Genomic DNA, 25759 nt, shown 5'->3' with positions numbered 1-25759 from the left:
AATACCACGTCGTTGTTAGGATAGAAAAGAAAGAGAGTAGTAGTTCCCTTAGATCTTTTCGTCTATTTTCTTTAACTCTTTATAGGAGTCGAATTCAGCATCAGTTGCATTAAAATTGTGTGTAACAATGATTTTAGTTGGCTTAGTTAAGAGAATCATTATATTTATTATATATAGAGAAATAGTCAAAATTTTTGCGTTAAATTATACCTCCTCTGGAGGGGGATTCTTGACGGATAATCCTAAAATCTCTGATGTTTTCATTTAACCTCAACCACTACTGTTTTTAACTAGGTAAGATAGTGTGAATTAGAGCCCATATGAAGGCAAAAAAGTTGATACTTGTGACATCAGAAGCTCATCCAATGAATAAGGCATTCATAAATATTACCGAAGAGTTATCCAAAGAAATAGGAGTTGAAAAAGAAGTCAGGAATGAGGATTATGCATTCTTATCAGACTATGGAGAAAAGGATGAGTTCGGTATGTCTTGGCTACCTCAATTGTTTCTTGTTTTAGATGATAATAGAGTATATCCAATATTAACGCAGATGCCACTTGGACCAGACTTAAAGGCTGATCCTGAAAAAGGTAAAAAAGAAGCTCTTGATAAAATTAAAAGTCTTGTATCCTAACAAAAATAAGAAGTGATGAAAAAGTGAGTTATATTCCACACGTACCATACGTTCCTACACCAGAAAGAGTAGTAAGGAAAATGCTCGAAATCGCGAAGGCTGGTCCTGAAGACGTTATTTACGATTTAGGATGCGGAGATGGAAGAATAGTAGTCACGGCAGCTAAGGACTTTAACGTTAAGAAGGCTGTTGGAATAGACATTAATGATGAAAGAATAAAGGAAGCTACAGATAATGCAAAAAATAACGGTGTAGAAGGCAAGGTTAAGATACTTAAAGCAAACTTCTTTGAAACCGATCTTTCTGAGGCTACAGTGGTTACGATGTTCCTTCTAACTAACGTAAATGAAATGCTTAAGCCAAAACTAGAGAAAGAGCTTAAACCTGGGACTAGAGTTGTTTCCCATGAATTCGAGATGAGAGGATGGACTCCAAAAGAAGTTATTAAAGTAGAAGATGGGAACATGAATCATATAGTTTATCTATACATTATAGGTGAGCATAAGTGACTAGCGTAATTGTTCTTAGAAGTGAAAGCGGGAAAGTAACATCGGAAAAGGTAATAGAAGGGGATATTGGCGACGTAGTTCGTAATACAGCAGCACAAGCGTTGAAGGAATGGAATGACATGATATCTGACTTCATAATCATGAAGGACTCACAGGAATGGAGAGTCCCCTTACCACTTAAACCCAACGACTATGAAAGATTAAAGAACTTCTTGAGCGGAAAAGAGAAAAACGAGGCCATATTAAAGTTGCCCATCTATATAATTAGCTTTGACAATCAATGGTCAGGAGAAGATTTTCAGGATAAGAAGGTTTACGTTGTTTCCTATTATCTGGATGATGAAATGAAGAAAGAATTAACAACTTACGCTATAGATGTAACATCAGAGAATAAGGGAGAAAACGAAGGAGAAGAAAGTGAAGAAGGAGAGGAGGAAGAATAGAAATTAATTAGATTAAAAATAAAATTAATAAGAAAAGATTATTCTCCTTATCTATTTACGCATTCTATTATTGCGTAGTTTATTTACTCTATTAGGTTAAGGATAGACAGCCTACTTGTAGAAAGCGCGGAAATTTTTCCTGCAATAATTATATGTTGATTGTATCACTCTGTTTCGAACTTATGTAGGTGAACATGATGTTAAAAGCAAAGCTGAAGTTAACTTGTGAGATTTATAACATACTGTTGAAGGTATCGCTTCTATGAAGGGAAAAAGCTAAAACAGGAAGAGTTAATCTAGCTAGTTTTTCCCACTCTTGTTTAACTTGACAGAACTAGTTTTACCTTATATTGAGAAATTTCTAACGTCTCCTTAACTTGAATTTCTCCAATAGGGAGGTATAACCTTAATCTTCCTAAAATGATTTATTAATCTACATGATAGAAAGAGAAATTCGCCTTTTTCCTTAGGAATCTAACCACTCTTTAAAAACCTCTCTAATTTATGAGAGCTATAAGCCAAATGCTTTGAACAAACTGAGAGCGGAGTTGTTAATTCCTTGTCTTGTTTTTTGTTTAAAGTTACTGGACTTTCTTAGTGAAACATGCGTTTCCTCAAATAGAAAAAGGAATTTTGCTACTCTCTAATTTCTACTGTGGTTGCGTTCCTAATTGTTCAATGTACAGTATTGTCAAGGGAGAATAACATGAATTAAACAAAGATCTCAACATACGCGTAGTAAGGGAGCTAAAAATTATCGTTTTGAACCTTAAGGAAAAGAAGTAAGCCAAATCCTTTTAACTTTTCTTGAGTCATTTAGTAAATCTAAATTCAGTAAAGCTCTTATATTTTGATATTTTTGCTATACCAAGTTTTAGTCTAAGGTCATTGATAAGAACTCTCAATCATAATCTCTCCTTCAGATATAGAAAGAAAAAGAACTTCAACTCTTTGCTTGAAAATAGGACTCTATTGAAGTAGTTGATTCGATTTCGTCCCAACTTATTCCTAATGACTTAAGCATCTGTTCAAATGTACTTCTTACCGCATCGTAATATTTATCTACGTCAATCCCATCTAGTCTAGCAAGCTGTACAGGCTTTACTCCTTCTTTACTTTTCACTTTTACAAAGCTTACTATGTCTCTTGGTAAGACTTGAATTCCCAACGAGGCTAACTGTTTTGCAGCCTTTACATGTTGAGGAGTATTCTTATCATACGAAGATATATCCTTAGATAGCATAACTCTAAAGGCTAGTTCGTCTAGGTTATATTCCTTGTTCCTTAGCTTTTCATAGATTTCCTTTACCTTGTCCATAACGCTTTTCTTAGCTTTTTCCACATCTTCTGGACTATTTATAGTCCCCATTAGATCCCTTACTTCCTTAAACGCTTTCTTAAGGAATTCTGGAGTATTTCTCTTCTTTGCTAACATACCTTTTATATCAAATTTAGAATCAGTAAATACTCCGAAGTAATTTTTCTTCAGACCAGAAAATGCTACAAACCTATAACTCTTATCTAACTCTAGATCTAATCTGAACTTCTCTTTTACCCAGTTAACTACCTGGTCTAACTGTTCCTTTGTTGGATTGTAAATAAATAAGGAGTCAGTATCACCATAGAGCACCGTTAACCCCAACTCTCTGGCTCTCTTAACAGTATTGGTAATAACGAACCTCCCTAACGCCGTTACGCTTTCAGCAACAGCAGGGGCATAAAGTGGGAAACTTTCTGCTCCAAACACTCCATAAGTGGCATTTATAAACACTTTCATACCTCTCTGTACCACATCATATAGCATTTTACGTTCCTCATCACTAGCCTGTTTCGCCTTCTTCTTGTATATCTTTACTCTAAAGTCTCTTAGTAATCCTGTTATAACTGCAGTAATTCCTGGTTTTTCCATACATACCTGATGAAGTTTTTCACCTGTTTCATCATTTATATTCGCAAATTTTTTACATTCCTTAATATCTACAGTCTCATAGCTTAGATTCCAGTTTCTAATTATTGATGGATACAGGGAGGCAAAATCTAGTACAGTCACATTAAAAAATAAACCGACAGGAGGATCAATAACAACCGCCCCTTTATATCCCTTGCCTTTAATTATGGCTGCAGTCTTCAAGGCTGAAGATCTCTGAGAGATATCCTCCTTTAGAGGAATTAACCAATTTCTCCTTCTATGTTCCCAGTAATATAAGTTCTTCACCCATGCAGATATCTCTGTCCTAGTCATTTCCTCTATACCTAGCTTAGAAATCCTAGCAAATAGAATTATTAGCTTCCACGTCAGATCATTATTAAAAGTAGTTAATTTTAGAGTTATTTCAGAATCTCTGAAGTTATATTGTATTAGCTTACTCACATCTAAATCGCTAATCGTTGAATCAACCTTTACCTTTGACATACCTAGTATAGCTTGTGCAACAGCATCAAGGCTATATTCGCTGTACTTACCTTCGAAGGCGTAATTCCTTACCGCTTTATTAAAGAAGAACCTGTAAAGATCTACATGTATTCCAGGGAGAAAAGTAGTTGAACTTTCTCCTTGCTGGAAAGGTATCTCCTCTGGAGAAAAACCGAGTTTATAAGCTCTTATTATCAGATAAGGTATATCAAAGTCATCTCCGTTAAACGTTAAAAGCAGTGGATAGTCCTTAATTTCTTCAAAAAAGGATCTCAGCAATAATGTTTCAGAATCATAATATTGAACTAATATTCCTTCATTTTTTACACTACCTAAATCTACATCTGGCCTCTTTAATACGTAAACTTTCTTCTCGCCATCACTTCCAGCCAAGGCTATACTTATAACAGGAAATTCAGCTTTTTTTGGGTCAGGAACTCTTCCCTGCATAGGAGTAAAAACCTCAATATCGATAGCAGCTCTCTTTATTCGTGGTATATCGCTCTCAAAGAGTGGTGCCCAAGCTATTGCCATTTCCTTTGTCATCTCGTCAGATTCGGAAAATGCCTTCTTTACTTCATCTACCTCTACCTCAGGAGTAACAGGAATAAGCCTTCCCTTGGAAACTTTGTAAGGCATTCCTGGGATTAGACCTAGGTCATAAATATAATTGTTAAAATACTTAATATGAGCTTCATATGCCTTTGGAACGTGATCTCTCATCCTCCTTACAGCTAGAGGATCCTTAACCACAATTTTAGTCAAAGTAATCTGCTTTCCAGAATAAGGATCAATTTTAGGTACTGTTTCCAGGTGATCAAAGGATTGATCCTTGATCACCTTATTTATTTTCCTAACTTTTTCCGGTTCAATATCTACGAGAAAGTAAGGTTTATGCCCAGTTTTATCATAATATACAGCAAACTCATGTTTATCTGGGTCGTAAAGTTTAAGTATGGCTTTATTGGACTTACCGTCATAGTCAGCGGATAGTAGAAAATAAGTCCTTCCCTCAACCGCTTCAGTAACCCATTCCTTTTTCTTCATTTTCCTTTCTGGCTCTGTGACTTGAATTTTTTCTTCGTCCTTTTGTTGCTTGTTAGTTGATTGTGATGGTGCAGAAAAATCAAAGAGAGTAACTTGCTTAGCCACGTTTTATATTTATATAAACGATCTGCTATAAGCGTTAGGGTTATGAATGCGTAAAATAAATAGTAAACGAGATACTATAGCCAAGTGAGATATTTCCAGAATGAACTATCTCAGCTATTGAAAGCAGTTTCACTTAAATTGTAACTTTTTTAAGTATTTCATGATTTTCCCCTTTTTAAAATACTTATATTTTTAAAACACAAATTAATTTGTCTCATGGAAGAATATTGTAGACCTGAAGGGACTACAAAGGAGTAAAGGATTAGAAACTAAAGTATGCGGTTTTCCGACAGTTGCTTCAATGATGTAGGTTTGGGTTATTCAGCTAATGGATCGTGATGATGGGAACAGAACATGGTGAAGCCCAAAGGTTTTATGAACAAAACAATAAATGTCCGTAAAACCCGAACCCCCGTTTTTCTAACAGTTGCTTCACTTGAATGTCCTTTCTCGTTAGAGTATCATATTTTCACCAAAGTATTCTCCTAACTTGAACTACGGATTTTTACTGAACTCCTTAATTAGCATAAAGCTTGCGATCTTCGACCTTGTCGGCTCAAAGCTCTTTGAAATCTCCTTCTTGGAGAGAGATTATTGGATCCAATTAAATCTCTTTAATATTCTCTCGTATATTCTAGAGTTTTCTACGTGTTCACTATCAGAGGTTATGATCAGTCTATATACATTTATATCTATACTTAGGACTTTACCTGTCTTTCTGTAGAAGGGAACCTATGGTCATCTAAGAAAACCGCATAGGTTTTCTCATTTGTTTAACTTGACAGAACTAGTTTTACATTATTCAAACGTCTCCTTAACTCTAATTTCTCTAAGGGAGAGGTATAACCTTGATCTTCCTAAATACTAATTTACATAGTAGAAAGGGAAATTCACCTTTTTCTCTAATTTATGAGAGCTATAAGCAATGCTTTGAACAAACTGAGAGCGGAGTTGTAAATTCCTTGTCTTGTTTTTTGATCAGATTTAGCTGTCTTAACTATATTCCTGTTTTAGCTTTTTCCCTTCATAGAAGCGATACCTTCAACAGTATGTTATAAATCTCACAAGTTAACTTCAGCTTTGCTTTTAACATTATGTTCACCTACATAAGTTCGAAACAGAGTGATACAATCAACATATAATTATTGCAGGAAAAATTTCCGCGCTTTCTATAAGCGGTTCATCCTTCTGATAGGGCCATTTTACCCCCTTAAAAATAAACATGAGTTGATAGGAATATTTGATGTTAATTCCTGATAGGAAGAGAATGAGTGGACTTTTAATCGTAACATTAATTAATAGTGTATGGATCCGTAGCTCAGCCAGGACAGAGCGCTGGCTTGCGGAGCCAGTGGTCCCGGGTTCGAATCCCGGCGGGTCCGTTCTGGGAGATACCCCCAGACCCCAGATTCCATTTTCAATTTTTCGTAAGATTTTATTACGTCAATTAAGGGAGCGACGTAAGTCTCCCTTTCATCAGCATTTACATTCTCTAGCTTACAGACATAATACCGACCTTTCTTTTGACGGATTATTATGCCTTCAAAATTATAATACGTCTTCTTTTCCGTCATTTTAAGATATAGTTACCGACTTAGATTTATAAGAACTGGCAATACGTCAAAAATTACCGACTTTTACGGCGTAAGTAACGTTAGCCGGTAAAAATTCCACACGTGTGTATAAAAAACTTGACGTACAAACTGGTAATAACTTAAGGGTACTCGACATTATATCAATCTATTTTACCGCTTTTTATTGTGGGGATTTGTCTTGGAGCCCCTTAAAAACAAACTGGAAATACACGTAGGATTTAGGAAGTTAGGACAAGAGAAAGATACGTAAAAGTAAAAATCTCAAAATCATAAAAACGAAAATTTGGGTAAATGCTTATAAATACAAGATAATCACCTATGAACGAAGGAAAATGGCAGATACAAAAATAATAGGTTTTGCAATAATTATAATTGTCCTTCTAGTTGCAGCAGCAATAGGTTTTTATGAGTATGCCTCCGTCTCATCAAAATACACAGGTCTTGAGAGCTCTTACTCTTCTTTAAGCAGTAGTTACTCCTCATTAAACAGCAGCTACTCCTCTCTCTCAGCGGACCTGAAGCAAGCGCAATCCAATGCTTCTTTATACATGAAACTTGCAGAATCTAATTACTCGGAGTATCAGAGTCTATTAACAAAGTACATGACCTTAGAATCAATGTATAAAGAGCTAGAACAAAATTACTCTCAGTTGCTCTCACAGAAGGTTCCTGAACAGTATAAGGAGGGGTCTTCTCTTGATACTGCTTACTTAGTGTGGGATGGAATAGCGATAGAATCACCTAACGATGTTACCCCTTACTTGGCTCCTAACTTTACAGCAGAAATAAAAGGAGTTCCGTTCCCTGGAAGCTACAACTACCAGACATTTAACAGTACTTGGTTATCCAACTTCTTCTCAGAATATGAGACTGTATACTTCTATACTACAGCATTACCGACTGTAACCTCATTAGGGGGAAATACTTATATGATATCAGCTGTGTTACAATACTTTGTCGCACCGACTGACGACCCAATATATCTTCAAGTATTTAATTCATCAGTGCAAATCACAGTCCAAATAATAAATGGAAAGCCTCTCATAACATCAATGATATGGAATGGAAATGAAGTACCTCCGTCTGCAGTTATATCTGGATATCCATCTCAACACTCCCTTCAAGCAAATCAAGTTTCTAGTGAAATACTCTCTGAAATAAATGGCTTAGGAGCAGAATTTCCAAATTCTACTATTGCACAATACTTTAGTCCCAACGCACAATTATCTATATCTGGCCCGTTACCTGGTATCCTTAAGAATGGAACTTATTCTGGAATAAGCAATATAGAGCACTTCTTCTCTAACTGGGATACCTACTTCATATTCGTAGCAGAGTACTCACAAAACCTTCTACCTAGTGGAGTAGCTGTACCACCATCAATATCTGTTACTCTAACCCCAAATATGACATCAGCAATGGTAGTAGCAAATGTAACACCGTTTATAGGATTTGTAAACCAAGGAGAACCAGGATTTCCAGCCATATACGACATTCACGTAAATATGGTAGCATATCTTCAGTATAACGCTACTGTATCATCATGGCAGATAACCAAGGAAACATGGAACGTATCTACCATACCTATTATGCAAGATACAATGTTCTATAACTTAAATCAACCAATATTCAAGGTAATTAATGAGACTACAGTAACGGTAAATGCTTCACAGGGTGCAGTTCTACAAGCTGGAAATATAGTAAGTATCATTCAACCAGGAACTTACGCTGAGCTTCCAAACGGAAGCTTAGAATCAATATATAACTTTTCGCTAGTGGTATTTAGCGTCCAAGCAGTATTCCCTCCAGCTGAAGACTTCTATAACTTAACTCCGAGCTACGCATTCGCGTTTGCAATCAACGGACATATATCCCCTCTTTACTCGATGGTTACAGCAAGTAAACTAGCCTCTCCTGCAATAACTATAGTCTATGGTTCTGATACGTGGACTTCATGGACCTGGTTCGGTGGTACATTTAATGGCACGGCGTATATAGGAGGAAGCTATAAATTTGCAGATAATTGGATATACGGAAACAACGTTTTAGTAAATTATCAATTCTTCAAACCAGTTCTATGGATATTTGAGAACTCGCAAAGTCCGATAAAAGCACCTCCATCTCCTGTTAACGTAAGTGTTTCCCAAGCCTATGGTCTAACACCAGTAAACGCATACTCGTACGAAATAAACGGAAAGAATGGCGGTGTAATAGTAGCTGGAAATATAATAACAGTAATTAAGCCTGGTACATTTATAATGACTGGAGCCCAGAACCTAACAATGTATAACTTCTCAGTTGTATATTATGCAACATCTAACTTACCATCGCCTACTACTGGACAGGAACCGTTCTTAGCTTTTGCATACGCTATTAATGGTAATGTAACCTTCAGTTATACAGCCTCCCAACCGTTTATCACTATAATAACAACTCCAGATCATGGAGCACAGATGTGGACCTGGGGAGCTAAGGGTTATATCTTTAAGGATCCGATAGTACTAGGTAATGGAATAGTGATAAACTTAACTTTTATCAAGCCTGTACCTTGGATATTAACTTTACCAGAGATAACATCTACTACAACATCCACTACAACATCTTCAACTTCTACAACATCGTCATCATACTGGGGAGCATAAATTTTTATATTATATTTTTTTTAATATGATCTTAATTCATTCTCACGCTTACACTATTTCTCCTCCTACCTTATTCTAAAAAATATGAAGAGTTTTTCAGACAATTTCTTGATACAACTCAGAGATCAGTCTGGTGAAGATGCTCTGAACCTCAAGAACTAGGAAGTTAAGTCAGTACGCTTCGAGATCCCATAACTTACGCATCACACGAGATTAATGAAACGTTTCCATAAAGGATACTTTTACAGTGGTGATAGGAAGTTTAGGTCTGCAGAATGGATTAGAACTCTACCATTAAAAATGATTTTCTAACTCAGAATAGGAAATGGTTTCTATACCCTAGAATTCGAAACAGTTTCACGACCCCAACCTTTCAAGGTAATAAAAATTTTGTAATGAGTCCTACTACTGTTTGTTCATAGAGGGCTTTAGTTAGTTTAGTGTGTTTTATTTCATAAGGACTTACTTCTTTTCCATGCATTTAAGTGTAGCATTGCTAGCTGAAATGCCGGATTATAGAGACCCGGAACAATAACATGTATCTCTTTAGATCTTCTATCACTGAGAATCTCACGTCATCACTAAAGGCTGAAAGTACAGAATGAGAGAATTGATTAAATCTCTCGAAGATCGCGGATTATGTACTAGCCTACAATTGCATATTTTCTCTCATTCTACTATAATATTATCTATAATTAAAGATTTTTCTTGTAGTTCAAATTTAGTGCATTTTATCGTTTGATACTTTATAATAAAAAAAATTATCTATATCCTCTAAGTGATCTCAAACCTTACCATCTATGAAATAAACTTCAGTCCTCACACGGTCGCATCACGTATCAGACCGGGGTTCTATCATCACTTTCTTAAGCCATTCCATAAGATTTCTTTTGGCTTCGTCTATAGAACTATATCTATTCTTAGAATTCTTAAAGTAAGTCCCGCATATTTCTGGTATTGGGCCACCTATATTTCTTATCCTAGCAATACTAGAAAGTCTTACTAAATCTAAAAGAGGTTGAACCGCATTAGGACCATCCAAGCTTTTCATTGACACGTCTATTCTCACTATATTCCCTAAGCCATATTCACCCTCTATTACCATATAACTTACCCTTCTATCTCCCAAAAATTCCACATAATCTGAGGTACCAGCCACTATTTCAGCATTTTCAGATCTTCCAGAAATAAATGATGATTTTATTTTCTTCTTTAGGTCCTTTCTATTTTCTTCAAGAGTTGCATAAGTTTCAGTGTTTCCACCTATATCAACTTGATATGACCTTAAAACTTTCACTCCTCGCTTCTGAAGGAATTCTATTAGTCCAGAGTGTAAGGCAGTTCCCCCTATCTGACTAAGTAAATCATCTCCGAAAAGAGGTATTTTCCTTTCAGTATATTTGTCTCCCATTAATTCCACAATAGGTGATGGAGCAACATTTATGAAAGACGATCCTGATTCTAAGCTTTGCTCTGAGTAAAATAGACTAGCCTTATCTGACCCCACAGGGAGGAGATTTAATACAACGTCAACGTTTTCGCCCTTTAAGACGTCTACTACATCAACAGCAGATTCCTCCGACTCGTCTATAATTTGTGAGAGATGAACATCCAAACTATCTAAAGTTGGACCTCTTAAAACAGTTACATCGCTCTTAACATCAAAGAAGCGAGGAACTACATTTGGCTTCTGGAAAATTGCTTCTGATAGCTTCTTACCAACTTTTCTTTTATCGACATCAAATGCGGCAACTACATCTATTTCATGAAAAGAAATCGGTAGATCTAAGGTCCCATTAATTTTAACCCCAACTTTTACCATCTCTAAACCTTGAAGAAAAGCTGAGGCTACGTTACCTACTCCTATTATTGCAACTCTTATCATAATATCACCAAGAGTAGAGGAGATATTAAACCAATCCCTATACTTAAAATAGCAGCCATTATAACACTATCTCTCTCATCACTTTTTACGTATTGAGAGTTACCTTCTCTAAACATTTCTCTAATTATTGGAATGTAATAACCCGAAGATATTGCACTATTTATTACTGCTATTATTATAAGCCAAGGAAAATCGAAGGCTGATTCAAACAAGAAAAGCTTCCCCCAAAAACCTAGTATTGGAGGAAGACCCAATAAGCTAAGCAAGAGAATAGTTGAAGCTGCAGTAAGACTCTTATCACTTTTCGATAGTCCTCTGATTCCTTCTAACCTTGAAGTCCCAGAAACCTTTTCTACGTGATTTACAAGGTTGAATAACCCAGCCTGAGCTAACACATATGCTAGACTCTGAATAACCAAACCTGCTTCTGCTAATTTAGGATCTATCTCAATTGTAGCGAAACCAATTGCTATAAAGCCCATTTGAGCTACACTGCTAAAGGACAGAACAGATGCAACGTCATTTCTTGAGAAAGCAATTACGTTTCCTACAGTCATACTAGCTATTGAGATTGCGGAGAATAGAACTACTGTTAATATAATCAAACTATGAGTAGGATCGCCTAAAGAAAGTACCTTGACTAACGGTATTATACCAATTAATTTCCCTATACTAGATATAAAAGCCACGGATATTCTGTCAGCTTTTGTGTAAACGTCTGGCAACCATCCTTGGAAGGGGAACGCACCAATTTTAAATAAGAAAGAAACTGCGAGAAATGCTATAGCCATGAACATCAATGAGGAATACTGCACTTGATAATGAAGAGATAATGTACCGGTAGCTACTATATAAAATGCAAAACCTAGAATCATAAATGACGATGAAACTAATCCCATAATTAAATACTTTATGCCCGCACTAACTGAATTTTCGTCCTTCCTAAGCATAACAATTGCGTAAGATGCTGCAGACGATATCCCCCAAGCGGTCAATATGACCAGTACATTATATGCGAACGACATGTAAATAATTCCTAAACCGCTAAGTAATAGAAGCGAAAGCATTGATGATCTAGTCTTCCACTCATGTATATGTTGAGATAAGCCAACTAGAACAACAACTAGACCTATCAGAGATGATATTGCAAATAGGTATCCTAATTGATCGACGTAAATGGTATTGGAAAACAAGGTGAAACCGTATACACCATAACTCCATAGAAAGATAAGCGAAAACAATGCTAGAATCGACGATATTATTGCAACTTTATAAGCATTGGAAAATCCCTTATCACTTCCATTATCAAGATACAAAATTGAGATTGAACTTGCAAGTAAGAAAATTGAGGGCAAAATTAGAGTCAGGTAATCTAAAATCATTTACAACACCTCTATAAGAACAAGTATTATGAGAAGAATTATTGCTAAACCAGCCATATAATATCCTAGGTAGTCCCTTAAAACTCCTGTCTGTATTCTGCTGAAAAGCCTTGAACCATAGCTAATTATACCACGTGGAAGCTTTACATTTAAAGAACTATCTATTATCCCTGTTTCGACGTTTCTATATATTGCTTGAGCTGCGTTAAAGGAAATAGAACCAAATTTATCCGTTAATGGATATACGTACCAACCATAATAAAGAAAATCAATCACAGGTCTTAGATACCTATAATAATTAGCTTCGGAAGTAAAAGCGACAAATGCAATAGCTATTCCCACAAGAGAAGCTAAAAATTCAACAGAATTAAACACAAATAGCGAAGATGGAGCGAAGAACTCTACCTTAAAGAATGAGACTAGATAACCTAATACGCCAACCAATATTATGCTAATTGCAATTAGTATTGCAGGAGAAACTAACATGATAGAACTTATATGACCTTCTCCGTGACCTTCTCCTTTTCCGTACATAAATACCTTGGCAACATATCTAATTATGTAAATTGATCCTGCAAATTCAAGTAATAAATAAAGAATATCAATATACGGAAAGTATGCGGTCATGTATGAGATAAAGGAGTGAGCCCAAAATCCTATAAATATGGGGATATTCGCCAGGTTTAGAGCTGCAAATAACTGAAGAATGAAGACGGCTTTAAGTTTCTTATAAAGATTCGGAAAAGAGGCTACATATCTACTTTCGGTATAATGAATTACCGAACCAGCATTCATGAACAGAGAGGCTTTATAGATCCCATGTGCTATCATCTGAATCAAGGCAGCAGTTATTCCTGCATAAAGAAAGAGAAGATTATTCATGTCTAAAGCTAACAATGAGCCAAGACTTACAGAGAATATTGCTAGGCTTATTTGATCAGCAGTGGAGTTTGCGAGAATAACCTTTTGTTCGTTTGAAACAAGAGCGTTTAAGCTAGTATATATAGCTGTGAACGCTGTTACCCCAATAATTATCTCTAGTAGTTCCTTTACTGCGAAAACGGGCTGAACAACTAGAAAAGGATAAGTTATTAATGAGAAGATTATTCCAAGATTAACCATAGTAGCAGCGTGAATTAGTGCACTAACTGGAGTAGGACCTGTCATTGCAGTTACTAACCATTGAGTAAATGGAAATTGAGCGCTCTTTGATAAACCTCCAAGATACAATAAGATTAGTATCGGAAGAGCAAATGGAAGAACAGATAACGCTGAAAGTGATATGAAAACCCCGGAATAAAGGGCAGAGTTAGCTGTGAAAAGAGAACCTCTAGTTAAGAAAAGCAGGTAGCCAAAAGCAAGGAACATTGCTACGTCAGCGACTCTAGTAAATACTAAAGCCCTTATTCCACTTGTTGTTGGCTTTGATAAATACTCCACACCTAAGACTTTCCTCCCTGGATCTCCTACAACGTTCTTCATATCATCATTTAACCAATAACTTATTAGTCCGTAAGATGCAAGTCCAGTACCTTCCCATCCAGCTAGGAATAGGAACAAGTTGTCAGAGAGAACAACGGCCAACATAGAAGTGACAAAAAATCCAAAGAATCCCCAATAACGTCTAAGAACAGTATCCTCTCTCATGTAACCTATACTGTAAACGGAAATAAAGAAGGATAATCCTGACACAAAGAGAGCTAATAGCGCTTGTAGAACAGAAGAACTAAATGAGAAGTAAGTAAAAGATGTATACTCATAGACTGGTACGTAAAAACTTGTATGGGGAAGAGATAAGGTATAGTAAAGATTGTAGGCTGAAAGTGCAGTAGAGATCCCTATTAGAGCAACCACTATAGACCCTCTTAGATCTTGGTTCAGTAATCTTGGAGTTACAAGCGAAATTAGAGAACCTATAGCTGGAAGAAATACAATTAAAAATGGAATATAGTATGTTCCCGACAAAATAGTTATAAAATTATTTAATGAACTAGAAAGAATGTTCGGGAAGAAGAAAAAGAGCATACTAAGTAAGGCCATAAGAATCATTGGAATACTATACTCTACAGCTTTGTCCATGCTGATATCATGCCTAGATTTACCACCATAAACTTTCTTGAATAAGTATGCTAAATACGAGGAAGATATTCCAATCCCTATTGCTATAAATAAGGCCATAGCGATAAACAGAGGTATTCCAATTTTACTAACAGTTTCTCCTACAGCAAGTAAAAGTAATGCTTCTCCAAAAAAACCTACTGTTGGAGGCATACCAAGTAAGTTTAATACGCCAATAAAAGAGAGGCTAGAATGCAGGGAGGAGTTCATATACAAACCACCTAAATTGTCTACGTTTCTCTCATGAAGTTCCGTTATTGATGCCCCTGCACTCATGAAGAGAATAGCTTTGCCGAAACCATGACCAGCATATATCAGAATAGAGGCTAGAATTCCTAAAGGTAAGGCTATTGCGTTATTAGGCAGACCTAATAAGTAGGCTATAGAGGACCCTAGTAACATATAACCCATTTGAGAAACAGTTGAATATGCGAGAAATCTCTTGAAATCCTTTTGAGATATCGCGTTAAGACCTCCATATATCATTGTTATTATTGCCCAGATTATGAAAATACCTGCAATAAAAGTATAGATTGGAAATAAATAATAGTAAATTATTATTACAAAAATCCCTAATCCAACTAAATTAGGACTTAGAAGTATTGATATAGGTGTAGGGGCTTCTCCATGGGCATAAGGTAACCATATATTGAAGCCAGCTTGAGCGCCTTTTACCATCATTCCAATTATCGCCGAAATAAATATTAATAAAGAGAATGGTATTGTTGAATAATGATAAAATGTACTAAAGCTAGAGTAAATATTCATTGTTCCAGTCTCTATACCTATTAGGATTATAGACGCTAAGAGAAGGATTGTACCTACATGAGTCCAGATAAAATACATTAAGCTAATTCTCCTTCTATCGCCATAACCGTAAAGCATTATAAGAAGAAAGGATGTAATTAAAGATATTTCCAGGAAAACATATATCTCCAAAAGATTTATTGAAAGTACAACATACATCATTGAAACAGCAAATAAGGAGTATAGACCGAAGTAAAGTCCCCAATTCTTTCCAGTTTCAGCAAATCTTTCTTCCATATATCGCGTAGAGTAATAAGCTGTAACTGCAGTTACAGACAGAATAACAATTAAGAAAGCAAAATTAAGATCATTTACTGTAAACCCAAAGTCTCCGACATCAGTGGTTACGTAAAACTTCTCAAATGAACCAAGCCTAACTAAAAAGTAAGAGTTAATTAAAATTGCTATAATTGAAGAAACAAATGAATTCCATTTTCCTTTCAAGAAGAAAGTAAAAGAGGCAATTATTATGGATATTATCATGATTCCTATCTCTATAAGCACCTCATTCCACCTCTAGAGAACCTTTAACTCTATAATATAAGATTATTGAGGCAAAAGCAACTACAACCTCAGTTAAAGCCATACCTATAGCAAATACAGAAAAAATAATTGGATTATATACTTTCCCTATCAAACTAGATAAGGAAAATACAAAAAGAATTGATGAATTAAGTATTATTTCAGATGAGAGTAAGATCCTTATTATATTTTTGCTATTAAGAAGACCATAAGTTCCTGCTCCTACTAGAATTATTGAAAGAGCTATACCATAATAAGAGACAAGGATCATTATTATTCCCTCCTGGCTAAAGCTATAGCCTCTACTAATGTTGTTAATAGACCTACAATTAGAATGAACGCTGGAAACCAATAGGTATTAAGTACGTCCTGAGCTAAAACGACGAGATTTACTGGCTTAGGTTCGACAGGAGGAACGTTACTGAGTGACGCTAAAACTGCTACAAACACAAAAGCTACAACTATTAGAGAAACCACTGGAGCCCACGATATTCTCACTTCTCTAACATCTAAACCTCTAAACATTACTAAAGAGACTGAAAGAAACACAACCGTTGCCCCAACATAAAGCAGAACATGGAATACTGAGTATATAGAATAGGAAGATGGATCAAGTAATGCGATATCTGCAGCTATACTAATCCCAAGGATAGCTAAGGAAATCGCAGAGTAAAAGACGTTCTTTGACGAGACTATGAATATCGATGCTGCAACAGAAGATATAGCAAAAATTGAAAATAATGTTAACTGCAGAGCTTCAGCTATCTGGTACATATCTTATCCCCTTTTTCTCGTCTACCTCGGCCCTAACTTTCCTTACAACTCCAGTAAATGGAACGTCATAATTTTTATTAAATTTATCAGGATCAAAGATTAAATCTCTCCTATTAGAGAATGCTACGTCATGTACTCCTGTTTCCTTTAACGCATCTACAGGGCAGATATCTACGCAAAATCCACAAAATACACATCTACCATAATTTATTATAGGCAATTTCTTTCCTTCCTGAGTCATCATCTTCATAGCATCTGCTGGGCATATCATAGCACATAAAGTACAACCGATACAAACGTCCTTGTATAGTCTTATCAATCCCCTATAACCCGTGGGTAAGCGAATGGACTCTTCTGGGTACTTCAGAGTTATTCTTTGAGGTTTAGCAAAGTACTTAAGTCCAGTAGCTATTGCATTTAAATGATCTCCAAAAAGACCGATCGGATTTTCTTTTTTATATTCTTTAGGTTCTTTTTTTACGCTATCCATAGGAAACCCACCACCATACCAAATATTAATGCAAAAAGAGAAAGAGGGAATAGATATTTCCAACTTCCCCTTAGAGCTTGATCTAATCTATACCTTCCATATACTGATCTCATGAATACGGAAAAAAATAACACAATTACCGCCTTTAGAGCGGTATAAGCGGCTCCAGGAAGACCAGTAAATGGCAACCAACCACCTAAAAATAGATCTACGAAAATAAATGAGTAGATGAAGTTACCTATATATGCAGGGGCCATCGTTATTACAAACAGAAATCCGCTATATTCTGTTGCTGGGCCTACTACTAGTTCTGTCTCAGCCTCGACTATGTCAAATGGGAATCTAGAGCTCCCTATCAACATTCCAATAAAAAATACTAGAGCTGCAAATGGATTTGCTAGTATACCTGGTATACCTCTTTGAACAATTTGGGCAATATCTAGGGTATGAAATTCTAGCGCTAAGGAGACCGTTGCCATAAATATTAATACATCATAGCTTACTGATAGCATCGTCTCCCTTACTGAACCTAAGATAGCAAATCTGTTATTTGTAACCCAGCCCATAAATATAATGAAAATAGGATATATCGCTTCAAGGGCTAACACTAGAACTAGGTTGTATTGAGTGAAAAATCCTGACAACACACCCATTCCTATATTCGGATCGTAAAAGTCGTGAAAGTATGGTGAGAAAATTGAACCTGATTTGGGTATTATAGACACTGGAACTACGGCAAAAGGCAATATAGAAATCATTAGGAGTAGTGCTGGGGCTAACACAAAAAGCGTTGGGTTAACTTGATCTGGTATAATCATTTCAGAGAAGACAAACTTAAGAGCATCAGCTACCAGTTGTAGAAATCCTCCTGATCTCTTAGAGGCATAATAGGGACCAACTCTCATTTGAACTCTGGCCGCTGCTTTTCTTTCAAACCATATAGCAGTTAACAATATAACTGCAAATAATATTAATCCTGGAAATATTATTATATCAAAAAAAGATGGATAAAAGAAATAAAATCTTAATATTGATATGAAATCCATCACCTATCTGCCTCCGGAGGGAAATAATCTAGGCTACCGTAAATGGATACGACATCTGCATATCTAACTCCCTTACAAAGATTCTTAAAAACATAAATTAGTCTATAGGAAGGTGTTATCATTCTTAGCCTATACGGTTTCGCAGATCCGTCGCTCATGACGTAATACATTAACTCTCCTCTTCCTGCTTCTACCCTCGATGTAGCTTCGCCCTTTGGAGGTCTAAATGAGGCATAATAACCTGGAAGGACTATCCTTCCTTGTCCTTCTACCCACTTTTTCATTCTGGTAGGAGGTATCTGTTTGAGAAATCTCTCACTAAGTATTGGACCTTGAGGTATATCCTTTATTATTTGCTCTAAAATTCTCATGCTTTGTTCTATCTCTTCTAATCTCACCATTGATCTTGCATAACCATCTCCCTCTTTGTAAACTGGAATATCAAAGTCTAGCTTAGAGTAAGCAGCGTAAGGTTCAGCCTTTCTAACGTCAAAGTAAACTCCAGACGCCCTAAGGTTAGGACCTACAGCTCCCCAAGCTATCGCCTGATCTTTTGTCATAACTCCTACATTTTCGAGTCTAGCCCTAATTGTCGGATTGTTGAAAAAGATTTTTTTCCAATCATTTAATTTTCTCCGTGTGTAAGAAATTGCCTTTTTTGTCATCTCAATAATTGATGGTGAGATATCTCTTCTTACTCCTCCAGGGATAACATAGGAGTTTGTAACTCTTGCCCCAGTTAATGCCTCTAATATGTGTACCCAAATCTCCCTGTCCCCAAAACCCCACATAAAGGAGGTTGAGTGACCTAAGAAAATTCCTAGTATTCCTATTCCATAGAAATGGCTTGCTATTCTATTAACTTCAGCGGCAAAACTCCTTAAGTATAGAGCCCTTTCAGGAACGTCGACATTAATTATTTTCTCCACTGCCATAACATAGCCCATGTTCATGTGTACTGAATCGAGTATCGCCGGTCTTTCCACTAAAGGTATCAAATGCATGTAGTTTCTATTCTCTCCCAATTTTTCTACTGCTCTATGAACATAACCTACATCAAGTTCTACATCGTCAACTATATCACCACTTAGCTTTACTAATATTCTCATATGTCCAGATCCTGGATGCTGAGGACCTACATTAAGCTCGCCTGTAACTGGAACTACTTCTACATCCATAAAGTCATTCTGATTTGTCAACGAACAATCCCTCCAACTTAATCTTAAACTCTTTCCTTAGAGGATAAACTCCATCAAAATCTTCTGGTAAAAACAACCTTCTCATATCAGGATGTCCTTCAAAATAGACACCTAACATTTCATGAGTCTCTCTTTCACCTGTCCAAGAGCTTTCCCAAACTGTAATTAGACTAGGCATAACACAATCCTTGTAGGAAGTAAAGCTCTTTATCTCAAATATAATATTGTATAGGTTTTCTGAATATGAGGATACATGATATATCAGTTGAATTTTCTCTTGTTCGGGAAAATCTATTCCAGTAACAGCTTTAACGTGATCAAAGCCCAATTCCTTTAACTTCTTTGCGACTTCCACAATTCTATCTTTAGGAACTTCTACATATCCTCTTGTATCGCTTTCCGCTTTTGCACTTACCTTCATCTTTTGTAATTCTGTTACTATTAGATCTATTGCTCTCTGAGTCATCTGTTCAACACCCAATTTAAAACAACATTTATTTGTTTTATGGAATAATACAAAACTGGATATACAAGTACAATAAACGAACCTACTACTACAAACAAATTTCTAAATTCTATAAAATTATTGTAAAATGGAGCATATGCTATTAAAAATAAGAGGACTATTATGGGTTCTATAGTAGTATAGATTAACAAGTATCCATAATATTGTAGAGGAAACCAAATTCGACCTAAGCCTGTAGGTATATTTCCAGCCTCAAATCTACTCATCTTTACTGGTGTTCTCTCGCTTGGGACAACTAGAGAGAGTAGTTTATATCCTCCATAGCCTGCCCCTAGAGTAAGGACTATTAATAAACCTAAGGATACAAGAGGCTGTGTTAATGCCATATTAGTAGTTAAACAACTTATGCTCCTTAAATATTTTTCTTAACAGAATTTAGACTTGCTTATAATGTATATACAATCTAATTTTAGATAAGGACAATTTAATTTGTAAAAAAGAAAACATAATTTACTTCCACTTTTATGAGAATTGTTTAACTTTATGATATAGTTCTGTTGATTTTATCAACTGAAAAAATGTGATCTATGTTAAAGCGTTAAGTATCATAAAGGAGTAAGGGAAATTTGTCTAGCATTTAACACGCATTTAGGAATACCGTCCCTTTTTACACCTTCTATACATCGTTCAGAGACTATCTTTTTACTAGAAAGCTCGTCCAAGGTTATTGGTTCTTCTCTAACGAAGTTTTCATGAATTAAGCAGTTAGGCCCAGCGTACTTAAAGAGGATAGGGTGGACTTTTTTTACTTCCTCAAGCATCTTCCAAGCTACTTCTCTTATTTCCCACTGAGCCCTACTACACAGACGTAAAGCAAAGAAATTATACAACTCTCTAGCATTCATTGTCACAACAACGTTTGTGTTTACCCCGTTTGGTAAGACGTACCTAGCGTCTTCTTCTGGGACTCCTTCTTCCAAAAGAGAAAAATAAGCTTCGTAAGCTGAATTATACGCCTGTTCTGCCTGTTCTGATCTCTTTTTTATAGATGGCGGGATGACTGGTTTGTAATACTCATCAACAGGTTTAGCGAAACGGTGGCTCATCTGTGTATATGATGCTATCCTATGTCTAACAAGCTGATGTGAAGCGACCCTAGAAATCCCTTCTATAGAAAAAGTGTAAGAAGAGTGTTCTAAAACGCTCCAATAACCGTGAGTAATAGCGTCACGAATCCAGACCTCTATTTCTTCCTTTGGCATTTGCTGATGAGAATCCCATCCTTTCCTTGAACGAGACATCTTTGAGGCAATAGCTATAACCTTCTCCCCATCAGAAGTAAAAGAAACAAGCTCGACTTTCATTTAAAAATCTATTTATCCTAAAATTAAAAAAGTGCTTGGAGTTGATGTTACTCTAGAACTCTGGATAGTTTCTCTACAGCTCTCGTTAACATCGCTGAGTTTTTTTCAGCGTCTTTCTCTGCTTGTTCCATAAACTTCTTTACCTCTTCATCAGTCACTAGTGGAATTCTCTGCTTATATAAAGTAATCATCTTAAGTTCGTCCTCTAGAGAGTCAACTATAGCTCTAATCTGTTTTTCATCAATTTTAGTAGTTTTTAATGCTTTATCCTTAAAACAATTGAAATGCACTACATTTTTCTTTGACGTATATGTGAATAATTCGTCCCAATATATGGCGTTATTACATAGATCACATTTCCATTTTGTAGGAGCTCTACTCATAGGCAAAGAGTAGAATTATATACTAAATAAATATTACGCTATTGATGATAGACGAAAGACTTTTCCAAGATGCAAAGTTCTATGATAAACTAATAGGACTTTTCATGACAGCTGACGAGTGTGACGAATGTGAAAAAGTATTCAATGAATTATCAAATCTTCCTATATTTGGCAGATTTTATACTAAACAAATAAATCTTAACGAATACCCAGAATACCTTTCTAGGTTCAACACTTATTATGTACCATCATTCGTTATATTATCTCCAGAGGCTAATCTTTTAGGCATTATTCAATCTAGTGATGCTAAATTTATTGAAGATAAAACTAGGGAAATTGTAGAAGCGTACTTAAAGGGATATAACGGAGAAAAACTCAAGGACTATATACCGACACCAGAAGAACCTGTTAAACAGGAAATAATATACGAAGTTATCGGAGACATACTTAATGGAATTCCAGCAGATCATAGAGCTATACAGCTATACAGATTTATAGAAAAGTTAGATGAAAAATATAAGTCAGGAGAAAAAGAAATAAAACCGTTAACTCCTGAAGCTAAATTTCTAATTAATGGAGATGAATTACAGCCTAGTCCTTACGCACAGAACATAGCTTTTTCAGTTGAAGCAGGGAAAGAAAATGGAAAAGTTCTCTTTGAGTTAATCAAAGAAGGATCTGTTTTTAGAAGCAAAAAAATGGAGAACAAGGGTTTGCTTATAGATGAAGCCTCAGTAGGGAACGCCTTATTAACAGAATATGAAAGAACAGAGGATCAAGAATTTCTTTCGAAGGCATTGGAAATCCATCAGTATATAAAGCAAAACCTAACCCATGAAAAAGGTTTTAAAGATTCTCCTCCAAAAGACAGGTTAACACAAGTAACTTTCTTAGAACCTTTAGCTAACGCAGAAGTTTCAATATTCTTAGCTAGGCTTTACGCTATTACGGGTGAACAAAATTACGTAGAAGAGGCAAGAAAAGCAATAAATTGCGCTTATGCTGGTTCAAGAGATCTCAAGGTTTTAGCTAGAATAGCTATATCTCTCATAAAGATAGAGGATCTAGTCAAGACGAGTAACAAAGGACCATATACTGACATTAGGTTAGAGTTCGTTAAAAATCTCGAATGTAGATATAAAAGAGGAGATAAGTGTTACGAGAAATTAGAGGATATACAGTTTATAATTTAATGAACATTCTTGTAATATATTTTGCTAATTTTCTTGAAGTTCCACCCTCACAAATTGACCTAAAAGCTTTGTACTTATCTACAGGTATAACCTTACCTATAGCTTCAAAACCATACTTCTTTAACGTAATAGGCGCTTCTACTGAGGAGACTCCTTCTAATATTAAATGTTCAGCTTTAACGTTCTTTACAATCTTATCTATAACGTTAAGAACTAGTGACGAACCAAATATTACTGCGACATCGCATGTCTCACGAGTAAACGACGAGAATGCCTTAGCTTTTTCCATAGGTTTATCAGAAAAGTCATAAGTTATTATTTCTTTAAAATTTGCAGTTATTGAAGGAGAGTAGCCAAAGACACAGAGAGTTTCACCTGAATATAGGGATATGGGATCTCCTGGATTTAGCTCCATAAAATTTAGGGCATTTAAAATAGCAGTAGATATACTTCTTTGAATTGGGGTATCTATCTGTGAAGCTAAGTCGTACGCAGTTTTTCCTATAATCTCTCCCGAATATTCTATTTCTCCCTCATTTATTGTATTCGAAACTCCCATAGTTTGGTTATCTAACAACACAGATGTATAGTTAGTACCTACACATACATTAATTATCTTCCTTTTCTTAAGATCAAATGATAATTCTTCTATTATCTCATTTAAAATCATAGAATTATTCTTCCCTCCTTATATATTGATTCTGTAACTTCTTTATTTGGGAGTATGATTGTGTCTCTATTACACATAATGCCATCATAAGTTAAAACTTCCTCTCCAAGTATTGTGCCTTCGCTTATTCTATTCCACTTACCTATCTTGCACTTATCAGCAACTATAACACCGCTCAAGTAACTACTCATTCCAATTTCTACATCATCCATTATTATACTTTCCCCGACATATGAACCCATATCAACCCTTACCCTTCTACCCAAGACTGTATTTGAATCTATATAGGAGTTTTCTGTTACTATCGAGCCTTCAGATATATAATACGGAGGAGTTAATTCTGCCTTCTCACTAACCTTAGCTTCGGTCGATATAAACCCCTTCGGGAATTTCTTAGATAAAAGCTCAATATTTAACCTCATATAATCTCTTGGTACTCCAATATCTGCCCATATACCATCATATTTATAGACTGAAATACACATAGAATTGAGGGCTTTGGGTAAAACATTTTTACTTATTGAAGGTCCATCTATTTTGTCAAGGACGCTTTTTTTAAACGCATAAACTCCAGCGTTAACTATATCTGAAACAGGATTCTTCGGTTTTTCTATTATCTCTTCTAGTTTATCATCATCGTTTGTAACTAATACCCCATATCTTCTCGGATCTTCTACCTTAGTTCCCATAATTGTTATTGGACATTCGTGTTCATCATGAAATTTCAAAAAATCATTAAAGTCTACTTCACTATATATATCTCCATACACTACCAAAATTGTATCGTCCAAACGATTTAAAGAATTCACATATTTTAGAGCTCCTGCATCACCTAGAGGTTCACTTTCTACAGCTATCTTAGCTTTAATCCCTTTAGATGCAATATAGTCATTTATCTTACTATACATTACTCTCAAGGAAAAATGAATATCTTCAATTTGTGCTCTCTGTAGTCCCTCTAATATATATTCTATTATAGGTTTACCTAAAACTGGAAACAATGCCTTCGGTTTAGTTAGGCTTAAAGGTCTTAATCTTGTCGCATATCCACCTGCTAGAAGTATTGCTGAAACCATATAACAATTACGAAAAGGTATAGAAAAAAGTTTACTTTATGTAGTTCTGCAGTTTCTTGTCAGCAAAATCCCAGTTTACTACATTCCACCAGTTATTGACATAATCTGCTCTCTTGTTTTTATATTGCAGATAGTACGCATGCTCAAACTCATCTAATATTAACAGAATAGGTAACTCAGCTATATGGTTCTGGAAATGGTTCTCAAAGGTCATTATCTGTAAATTTCCATTCTCTACATCATAGTAAAGAACCGTCCATCCTGTTCCTGGAAGCGAGTTAGCTGCCTCCGTAAATATTTGCTTAAACTTTTCGAAACTTCCATATTGTTTATCTATCAAATCAGCTAATGAACCGCCGGGCTTTCCACCACCTTTACCTGATGGGGTCATATTCCTCCAGTAAAGATCATGGAGCTTATGTCCATTTATATTAAATACTAGACCTCTCATTAATCCCATCATATCATATTGTCCTGAGGCTAATTCTCCTTTTAGAACTTTGTTTACTCTATCTAGAAAGGCGTTAGCACCATTTACATATCCCTTATGATGTCCATTATAATGTACATCTATAATGTCCTTACTTATGTATGGTTCCAATGCATCTAGATTATACGGAAGGGGTGGTAATTCGTATTTTTTGAAAGAAATTCCGGAACTCATATCAACATTTAAATCGTAGTTACTTTTATTTCTTTCTGACGTAAATATGTCTTCCTTTTGGAATAATATACGAATATATATTTCTTAAGGTGAGAAAACTACTTATCCTTTAGAAAGGATTTTTCATATTTACTCTCTATATTTATTCCAATTAGGATGACATAAGTCATCAGATATTTTGTGAAGAGTACTACTGTAGGATCTACCTCGCACTTTACCTTAGATCTAAAATCATAATGGTAAAAAAAGATCTGAACAATAAAATTTAATATTTAAAAAATTTAGATTTTAATTAAACAATTAAAGAAAACTTGAGAGGGTGAGGGGAATT

At 35.6% G+C, this 25759-nt stretch carries 21 protein-coding genes, 1 tRNA gene and 1 pseudogene; 6 read left to right on the top strand and 17 right to left on the bottom strand.

The features are described from left to right. Window positions 1–320 precede the first annotated feature (320 nt). From CM19_RS06005 to CM19_RS05995, 3 genes are read left to right on the top strand one after another with little or no spacing between them, the layout of a single operon-like run. Window positions 321–635 (top strand): hypothetical protein, encoded by a 315-nt coding sequence (locus CM19_RS06005; RefSeq protein ID WP_048099512.1) that lies wholly within the window; start codon window positions 321–323, stop codon window positions 633–635. Window positions 636–658: 23 nt separating this feature from the next. Beyond that, the gene (locus CM19_RS06000; RefSeq protein ID WP_048099511.1) at window positions 659–1144 is read left to right on the top strand and encodes a protein-lysine N-methyltransferase; all 486 of its coding nucleotides are present in this window, start codon (window positions 659–661) and stop codon (window positions 1142–1144) included. After that, window positions 1141–1587 carry a DUF2286 domain-containing protein gene (locus CM19_RS05995; RefSeq protein WP_048099510.1) on the top strand — a complete coding sequence of 149 codons (447 nt, stop codon included), beginning with the start codon at window positions 1141–1143 and terminating at the stop codon, window positions 1585–1587. The genes CM19_RS06000 and CM19_RS05995 overlap by 4 nt, the downstream gene beginning before the upstream one ends. 943 nt (window positions 1588–2530) lie before the next feature. Here CM19_RS05995 and CM19_RS05990 read toward each other — a convergent pair. Then, a complete protein-coding gene (locus CM19_RS05990) occupies window positions 2531–5152 on the bottom strand; it encodes a DNA-directed DNA polymerase I (protein WP_048099509.1) in 2622 nt (873 codons plus the stop codon). A gap of 1307 nt (window positions 5153–6459) precedes the next feature. On the opposite strand from CM19_RS05990, the gene CM19_RS05980 reads away from it, so the two are divergent. After that, a tRNA-Arg gene (locus tag CM19_RS05980) sits at window positions 6460–6534 on the top strand. Window positions 6535–6567: 33 nt separating this feature from the next. On the opposite strand, the pseudogene CM19_RS12755 reads toward CM19_RS05980, so the two are convergent. Beyond that, window positions 6568–6726, bottom strand: a pseudogene (locus CM19_RS12755) (putative integrase); the annotation flags it as partial. 353 nt (window positions 6727–7079) lie between these two features. Here CM19_RS12755 and CM19_RS05975 point away from each other — a divergent pair. Continuing rightward, window positions 7080–9389 carry a hypothetical protein gene (locus CM19_RS05975; protein WP_048099507.1) on the top strand — a complete coding sequence of 770 codons (2310 nt, stop codon included), beginning with the start codon at window positions 7080–7082 and terminating at the stop codon, window positions 9387–9389. An 832-nt stretch (window positions 9390–10221) separates the two neighbouring features. On the opposite strand, the gene CM19_RS05970 is transcribed toward CM19_RS05975, so the two are convergent. The 12 genes from CM19_RS05970 to CM19_RS05915 all read right to left on the bottom strand — a co-directional run bounded on the left by CM19_RS05970 (window position 10222) and on the right by CM19_RS05915 (window position 21825). Then, window positions 10222–11274: an inositol-3-phosphate synthase gene (locus CM19_RS05970; RefSeq protein ID WP_048099506.1), complete on the bottom strand. Its 1053-nt coding sequence runs from the start codon at window positions 11272–11274 to the stop codon at window positions 10222–10224. Continuing rightward, window positions 11271–12656, bottom strand: coding sequence for an NADH-quinone oxidoreductase subunit NuoN (gene nuoN / locus CM19_RS05965; protein ID WP_048099505.1), 1386 nt, complete (start codon window positions 12654–12656; stop codon window positions 11271–11273). The genes CM19_RS05970 and nuoN overlap by 4 nt, the downstream gene beginning before the upstream one ends. Further along, a complete protein-coding gene (locus CM19_RS05960) occupies window positions 12657–16064 on the bottom strand; it encodes a proton-conducting transporter transmembrane domain-containing protein (RefSeq protein WP_048099647.1) in 3408 nt (1135 codons plus the stop codon). It abuts the gene before it with no gap. 22 nt (window positions 16065–16086) lie between these two features. Further along, window positions 16087–16374 (bottom strand): NADH-quinone oxidoreductase subunit NuoK, encoded by a 288-nt coding sequence (locus tag CM19_RS05955; RefSeq protein WP_048099504.1) that lies wholly within the window; start codon window positions 16372–16374, stop codon window positions 16087–16089. Window positions 16375–16376: 2 nt separating this feature from the next. Then, complete coding sequence (locus CM19_RS05950) at window positions 16377–16877, bottom strand: NADH-quinone oxidoreductase subunit J family protein (protein ID WP_048099503.1); 501 nt, start codon at window positions 16875–16877, stop codon at window positions 16377–16379. Continuing rightward, complete coding sequence (nuoI, locus tag CM19_RS05945) at window positions 16861–17367, bottom strand: NADH-quinone oxidoreductase subunit NuoI (RefSeq protein ID WP_048099502.1); 507 nt, start codon at window positions 17365–17367, stop codon at window positions 16861–16863. The genes CM19_RS05950 and nuoI overlap by 17 nt, the downstream gene beginning before the upstream one ends. Next, the gene (gene nuoH / locus CM19_RS05940) at window positions 17355–18413 is read right to left on the bottom strand and encodes an NADH-quinone oxidoreductase subunit NuoH (protein WP_048099501.1); all 1059 of its coding nucleotides are present in this window, start codon (window positions 18411–18413) and stop codon (window positions 17355–17357) included. The genes nuoI and nuoH overlap by 13 nt, the downstream gene beginning before the upstream one ends. Continuing rightward, window positions 18413–19591 carry an NADH-quinone oxidoreductase subunit D gene (locus CM19_RS05935; protein ID WP_048099646.1) on the bottom strand — a complete coding sequence of 393 codons (1179 nt, stop codon included), beginning with the start codon at window positions 19589–19591 and terminating at the stop codon, window positions 18413–18415. The genes nuoH and CM19_RS05935 overlap by 1 nt, the downstream gene beginning before the upstream one ends. A gap of 4 nt (window positions 19592–19595) precedes the next feature. Next, a complete protein-coding gene (locus tag CM19_RS05930) occupies window positions 19596–20078 on the bottom strand; it encodes an NADH-quinone oxidoreductase subunit C (protein WP_048099500.1) in 483 nt (160 codons plus the stop codon). Further along, window positions 20075–20464, bottom strand: coding sequence for an NADH dehydrogenase subunit 3 (locus tag CM19_RS05925; protein ID WP_048099499.1), 390 nt, complete (start codon window positions 20462–20464; stop codon window positions 20075–20077). Before CM19_RS05925 ends, CM19_RS05930 begins: the two co-directional genes overlap by 4 nt. Before the next feature lie 219 nt (window positions 20465–20683). Next, window positions 20684–21442 (bottom strand): FAD-dependent thymidylate synthase, encoded by a 759-nt coding sequence (gene thyX, locus CM19_RS05920; RefSeq protein ID WP_048099498.1) that lies wholly within the window; start codon window positions 21440–21442, stop codon window positions 20684–20686. A gap of 47 nt (window positions 21443–21489) precedes the next feature. Next, window positions 21490–21825, bottom strand: a complete 336-nt coding sequence (locus CM19_RS05915; protein WP_048099645.1) for a DUF2175 family protein — start codon at window positions 21823–21825, stop codon at window positions 21490–21492. A 44-nt stretch (window positions 21826–21869) separates the two neighbouring features. Between CM19_RS05915 and CM19_RS05910 the strand changes: the two genes are divergently transcribed. After that, window positions 21870–23018 carry a hypothetical protein gene (locus CM19_RS05910; protein ID WP_048099497.1) on the top strand — a complete coding sequence of 383 codons (1149 nt, stop codon included), beginning with the start codon at window positions 21870–21872 and terminating at the stop codon, window positions 23016–23018. Here the strand turns inward: CM19_RS05910 and CM19_RS05905 are convergent. From CM19_RS05905 to CM19_RS05895, 3 genes are read right to left on the bottom strand one after another with little or no spacing between them, the layout of a single operon-like run. Then, a complete protein-coding gene (locus CM19_RS05905) occupies window positions 23008–23688 on the bottom strand; it encodes a Rossmann-like domain-containing protein (protein ID WP_048099496.1) in 681 nt (226 codons plus the stop codon). The genes CM19_RS05910 and CM19_RS05905 overlap by 11 nt on opposite strands. Then, entirely contained in the window at window positions 23685–24764 is a 1080-nt protein-coding gene (locus CM19_RS05900; protein ID WP_048099495.1) for a nucleotidyltransferase family protein, read from the bottom strand. Before CM19_RS05900 ends, CM19_RS05905 begins: the two co-directional genes overlap by 4 nt. Window positions 24765–24795: 31 nt before the next feature. After that, the gene (locus CM19_RS05895) at window positions 24796–25428 is read right to left on the bottom strand and encodes a superoxide dismutase (protein ID WP_048099494.1); all 633 of its coding nucleotides are present in this window, start codon (window positions 25426–25428) and stop codon (window positions 24796–24798) included. Window positions 25429–25759: the final 331 nt, after the last annotated feature.

Source organism: Candidatus Acidianus copahuensis (assembly GCF_000632495.1).
GTDB classification, from domain to species: Archaea; Thermoproteota; Thermoprotei_A; order Sulfolobales; family Sulfolobaceae; genus Acidianus; species Acidianus copahuensis.
Note: the sequence above shows the minus strand (reverse complement) of the source record. Positions and strands in the feature narration are given on the sequence as shown.

What these genes read in the sequence shown, in the direction of transcription:
- CM19_RS06005 (WP_048099512.1), top strand. Translation starts at nt 321, where the DNA reads ATGAAGGCAAAAAAGTTGATACTTGTGACATCAGAAGCTCATCCAATG.
- CM19_RS05975 (WP_048099507.1), top strand. Translation starts at nt 7,080, where the DNA reads ATGGCAGATACAAAAATAATAGGTTTTGCAATAATTATAATTGTCCTT.
- CM19_RS05970 (WP_048099506.1), bottom strand. Translation starts at nt 11,274, where the DNA reads ATGATAAGAGTTGCAATAATAGGAGTAGGTAACGTAGCCTCAGCTTTT.
- nuoN (WP_048099505.1), bottom strand. Translation starts at nt 12,656, where the DNA reads ATGATTTTAGATTACCTGACTCTAATTTTGCCCTCAATTTTCTTACTT.
- CM19_RS05960 (WP_048099647.1), bottom strand. Translation starts at nt 16,064, where the DNA reads ATGATAATATCCATAATAATTGCCTCTTTTACTTTCTTCTTGAAAGGA.
- CM19_RS05955 (WP_048099504.1), bottom strand. Translation starts at nt 16,374, where the DNA reads ATGATCCTTGTCTCTTATTATGGTATAGCTCTTTCAATAATTCTAGTA.
- CM19_RS05950 (WP_048099503.1), bottom strand. Translation starts at nt 16,877, where the DNA reads ATGTACCAGATAGCTGAAGCTCTGCAGTTAACATTATTTTCAATTTTT.
- nuoI (WP_048099502.1), bottom strand. Translation starts at nt 17,367, where the DNA reads ATGGATAGCGTAAAAAAAGAACCTAAAGAATATAAAAAAGAAAATCCG.
- nuoH (WP_048099501.1), bottom strand. Translation starts at nt 18,413, where the DNA reads ATGGATTTCATATCAATATTAAGATTTTATTTCTTTTATCCATCTTTT.
- CM19_RS05935 (WP_048099646.1), bottom strand. Translation starts at nt 19,591, where the DNA reads ATGGATGTAGAAGTAGTTCCAGTTACAGGCGAGCTTAATGTAGGTCCT.
- CM19_RS05930 (WP_048099500.1), bottom strand. Translation starts at nt 20,078, where the DNA reads ATGACTCAGAGAGCAATAGATCTAATAGTAACAGAATTACAAAAGATG.
- CM19_RS05925 (WP_048099499.1), bottom strand. Translation starts at nt 20,464, where the DNA reads ATGGCATTAACACAGCCTCTTGTATCCTTAGGTTTATTAATAGTCCTT.
- thyX (WP_048099498.1), bottom strand. Translation starts at nt 21,442, where the DNA reads ATGAAAGTCGAGCTTGTTTCTTTTACTTCTGATGGGGAGAAGGTTATA.
- CM19_RS05915 (WP_048099645.1), bottom strand. Translation starts at nt 21,825, where the DNA reads ATGAGTAGAGCTCCTACAAAATGGAAATGTGATCTATGTAATAACGCC.
- CM19_RS05910 (WP_048099497.1), top strand. Translation starts at nt 21,870, where the DNA reads ATGATAGACGAAAGACTTTTCCAAGATGCAAAGTTCTATGATAAACTA.
- CM19_RS05905 (WP_048099496.1), bottom strand. Translation starts at nt 23,688, where the DNA reads ATGATTTTAAATGAGATAATAGAAGAATTATCATTTGATCTTAAGAAA.
- CM19_RS05900 (WP_048099495.1), bottom strand. Translation starts at nt 24,764, where the DNA reads ATGGTTTCAGCAATACTTCTAGCAGGTGGATATGCGACAAGATTAAGA.
- CM19_RS05895 (WP_048099494.1), bottom strand. Translation starts at nt 25,428, where the DNA reads ATGAGTTCCGGAATTTCTTTCAAAAAATACGAATTACCACCCCTTCCG.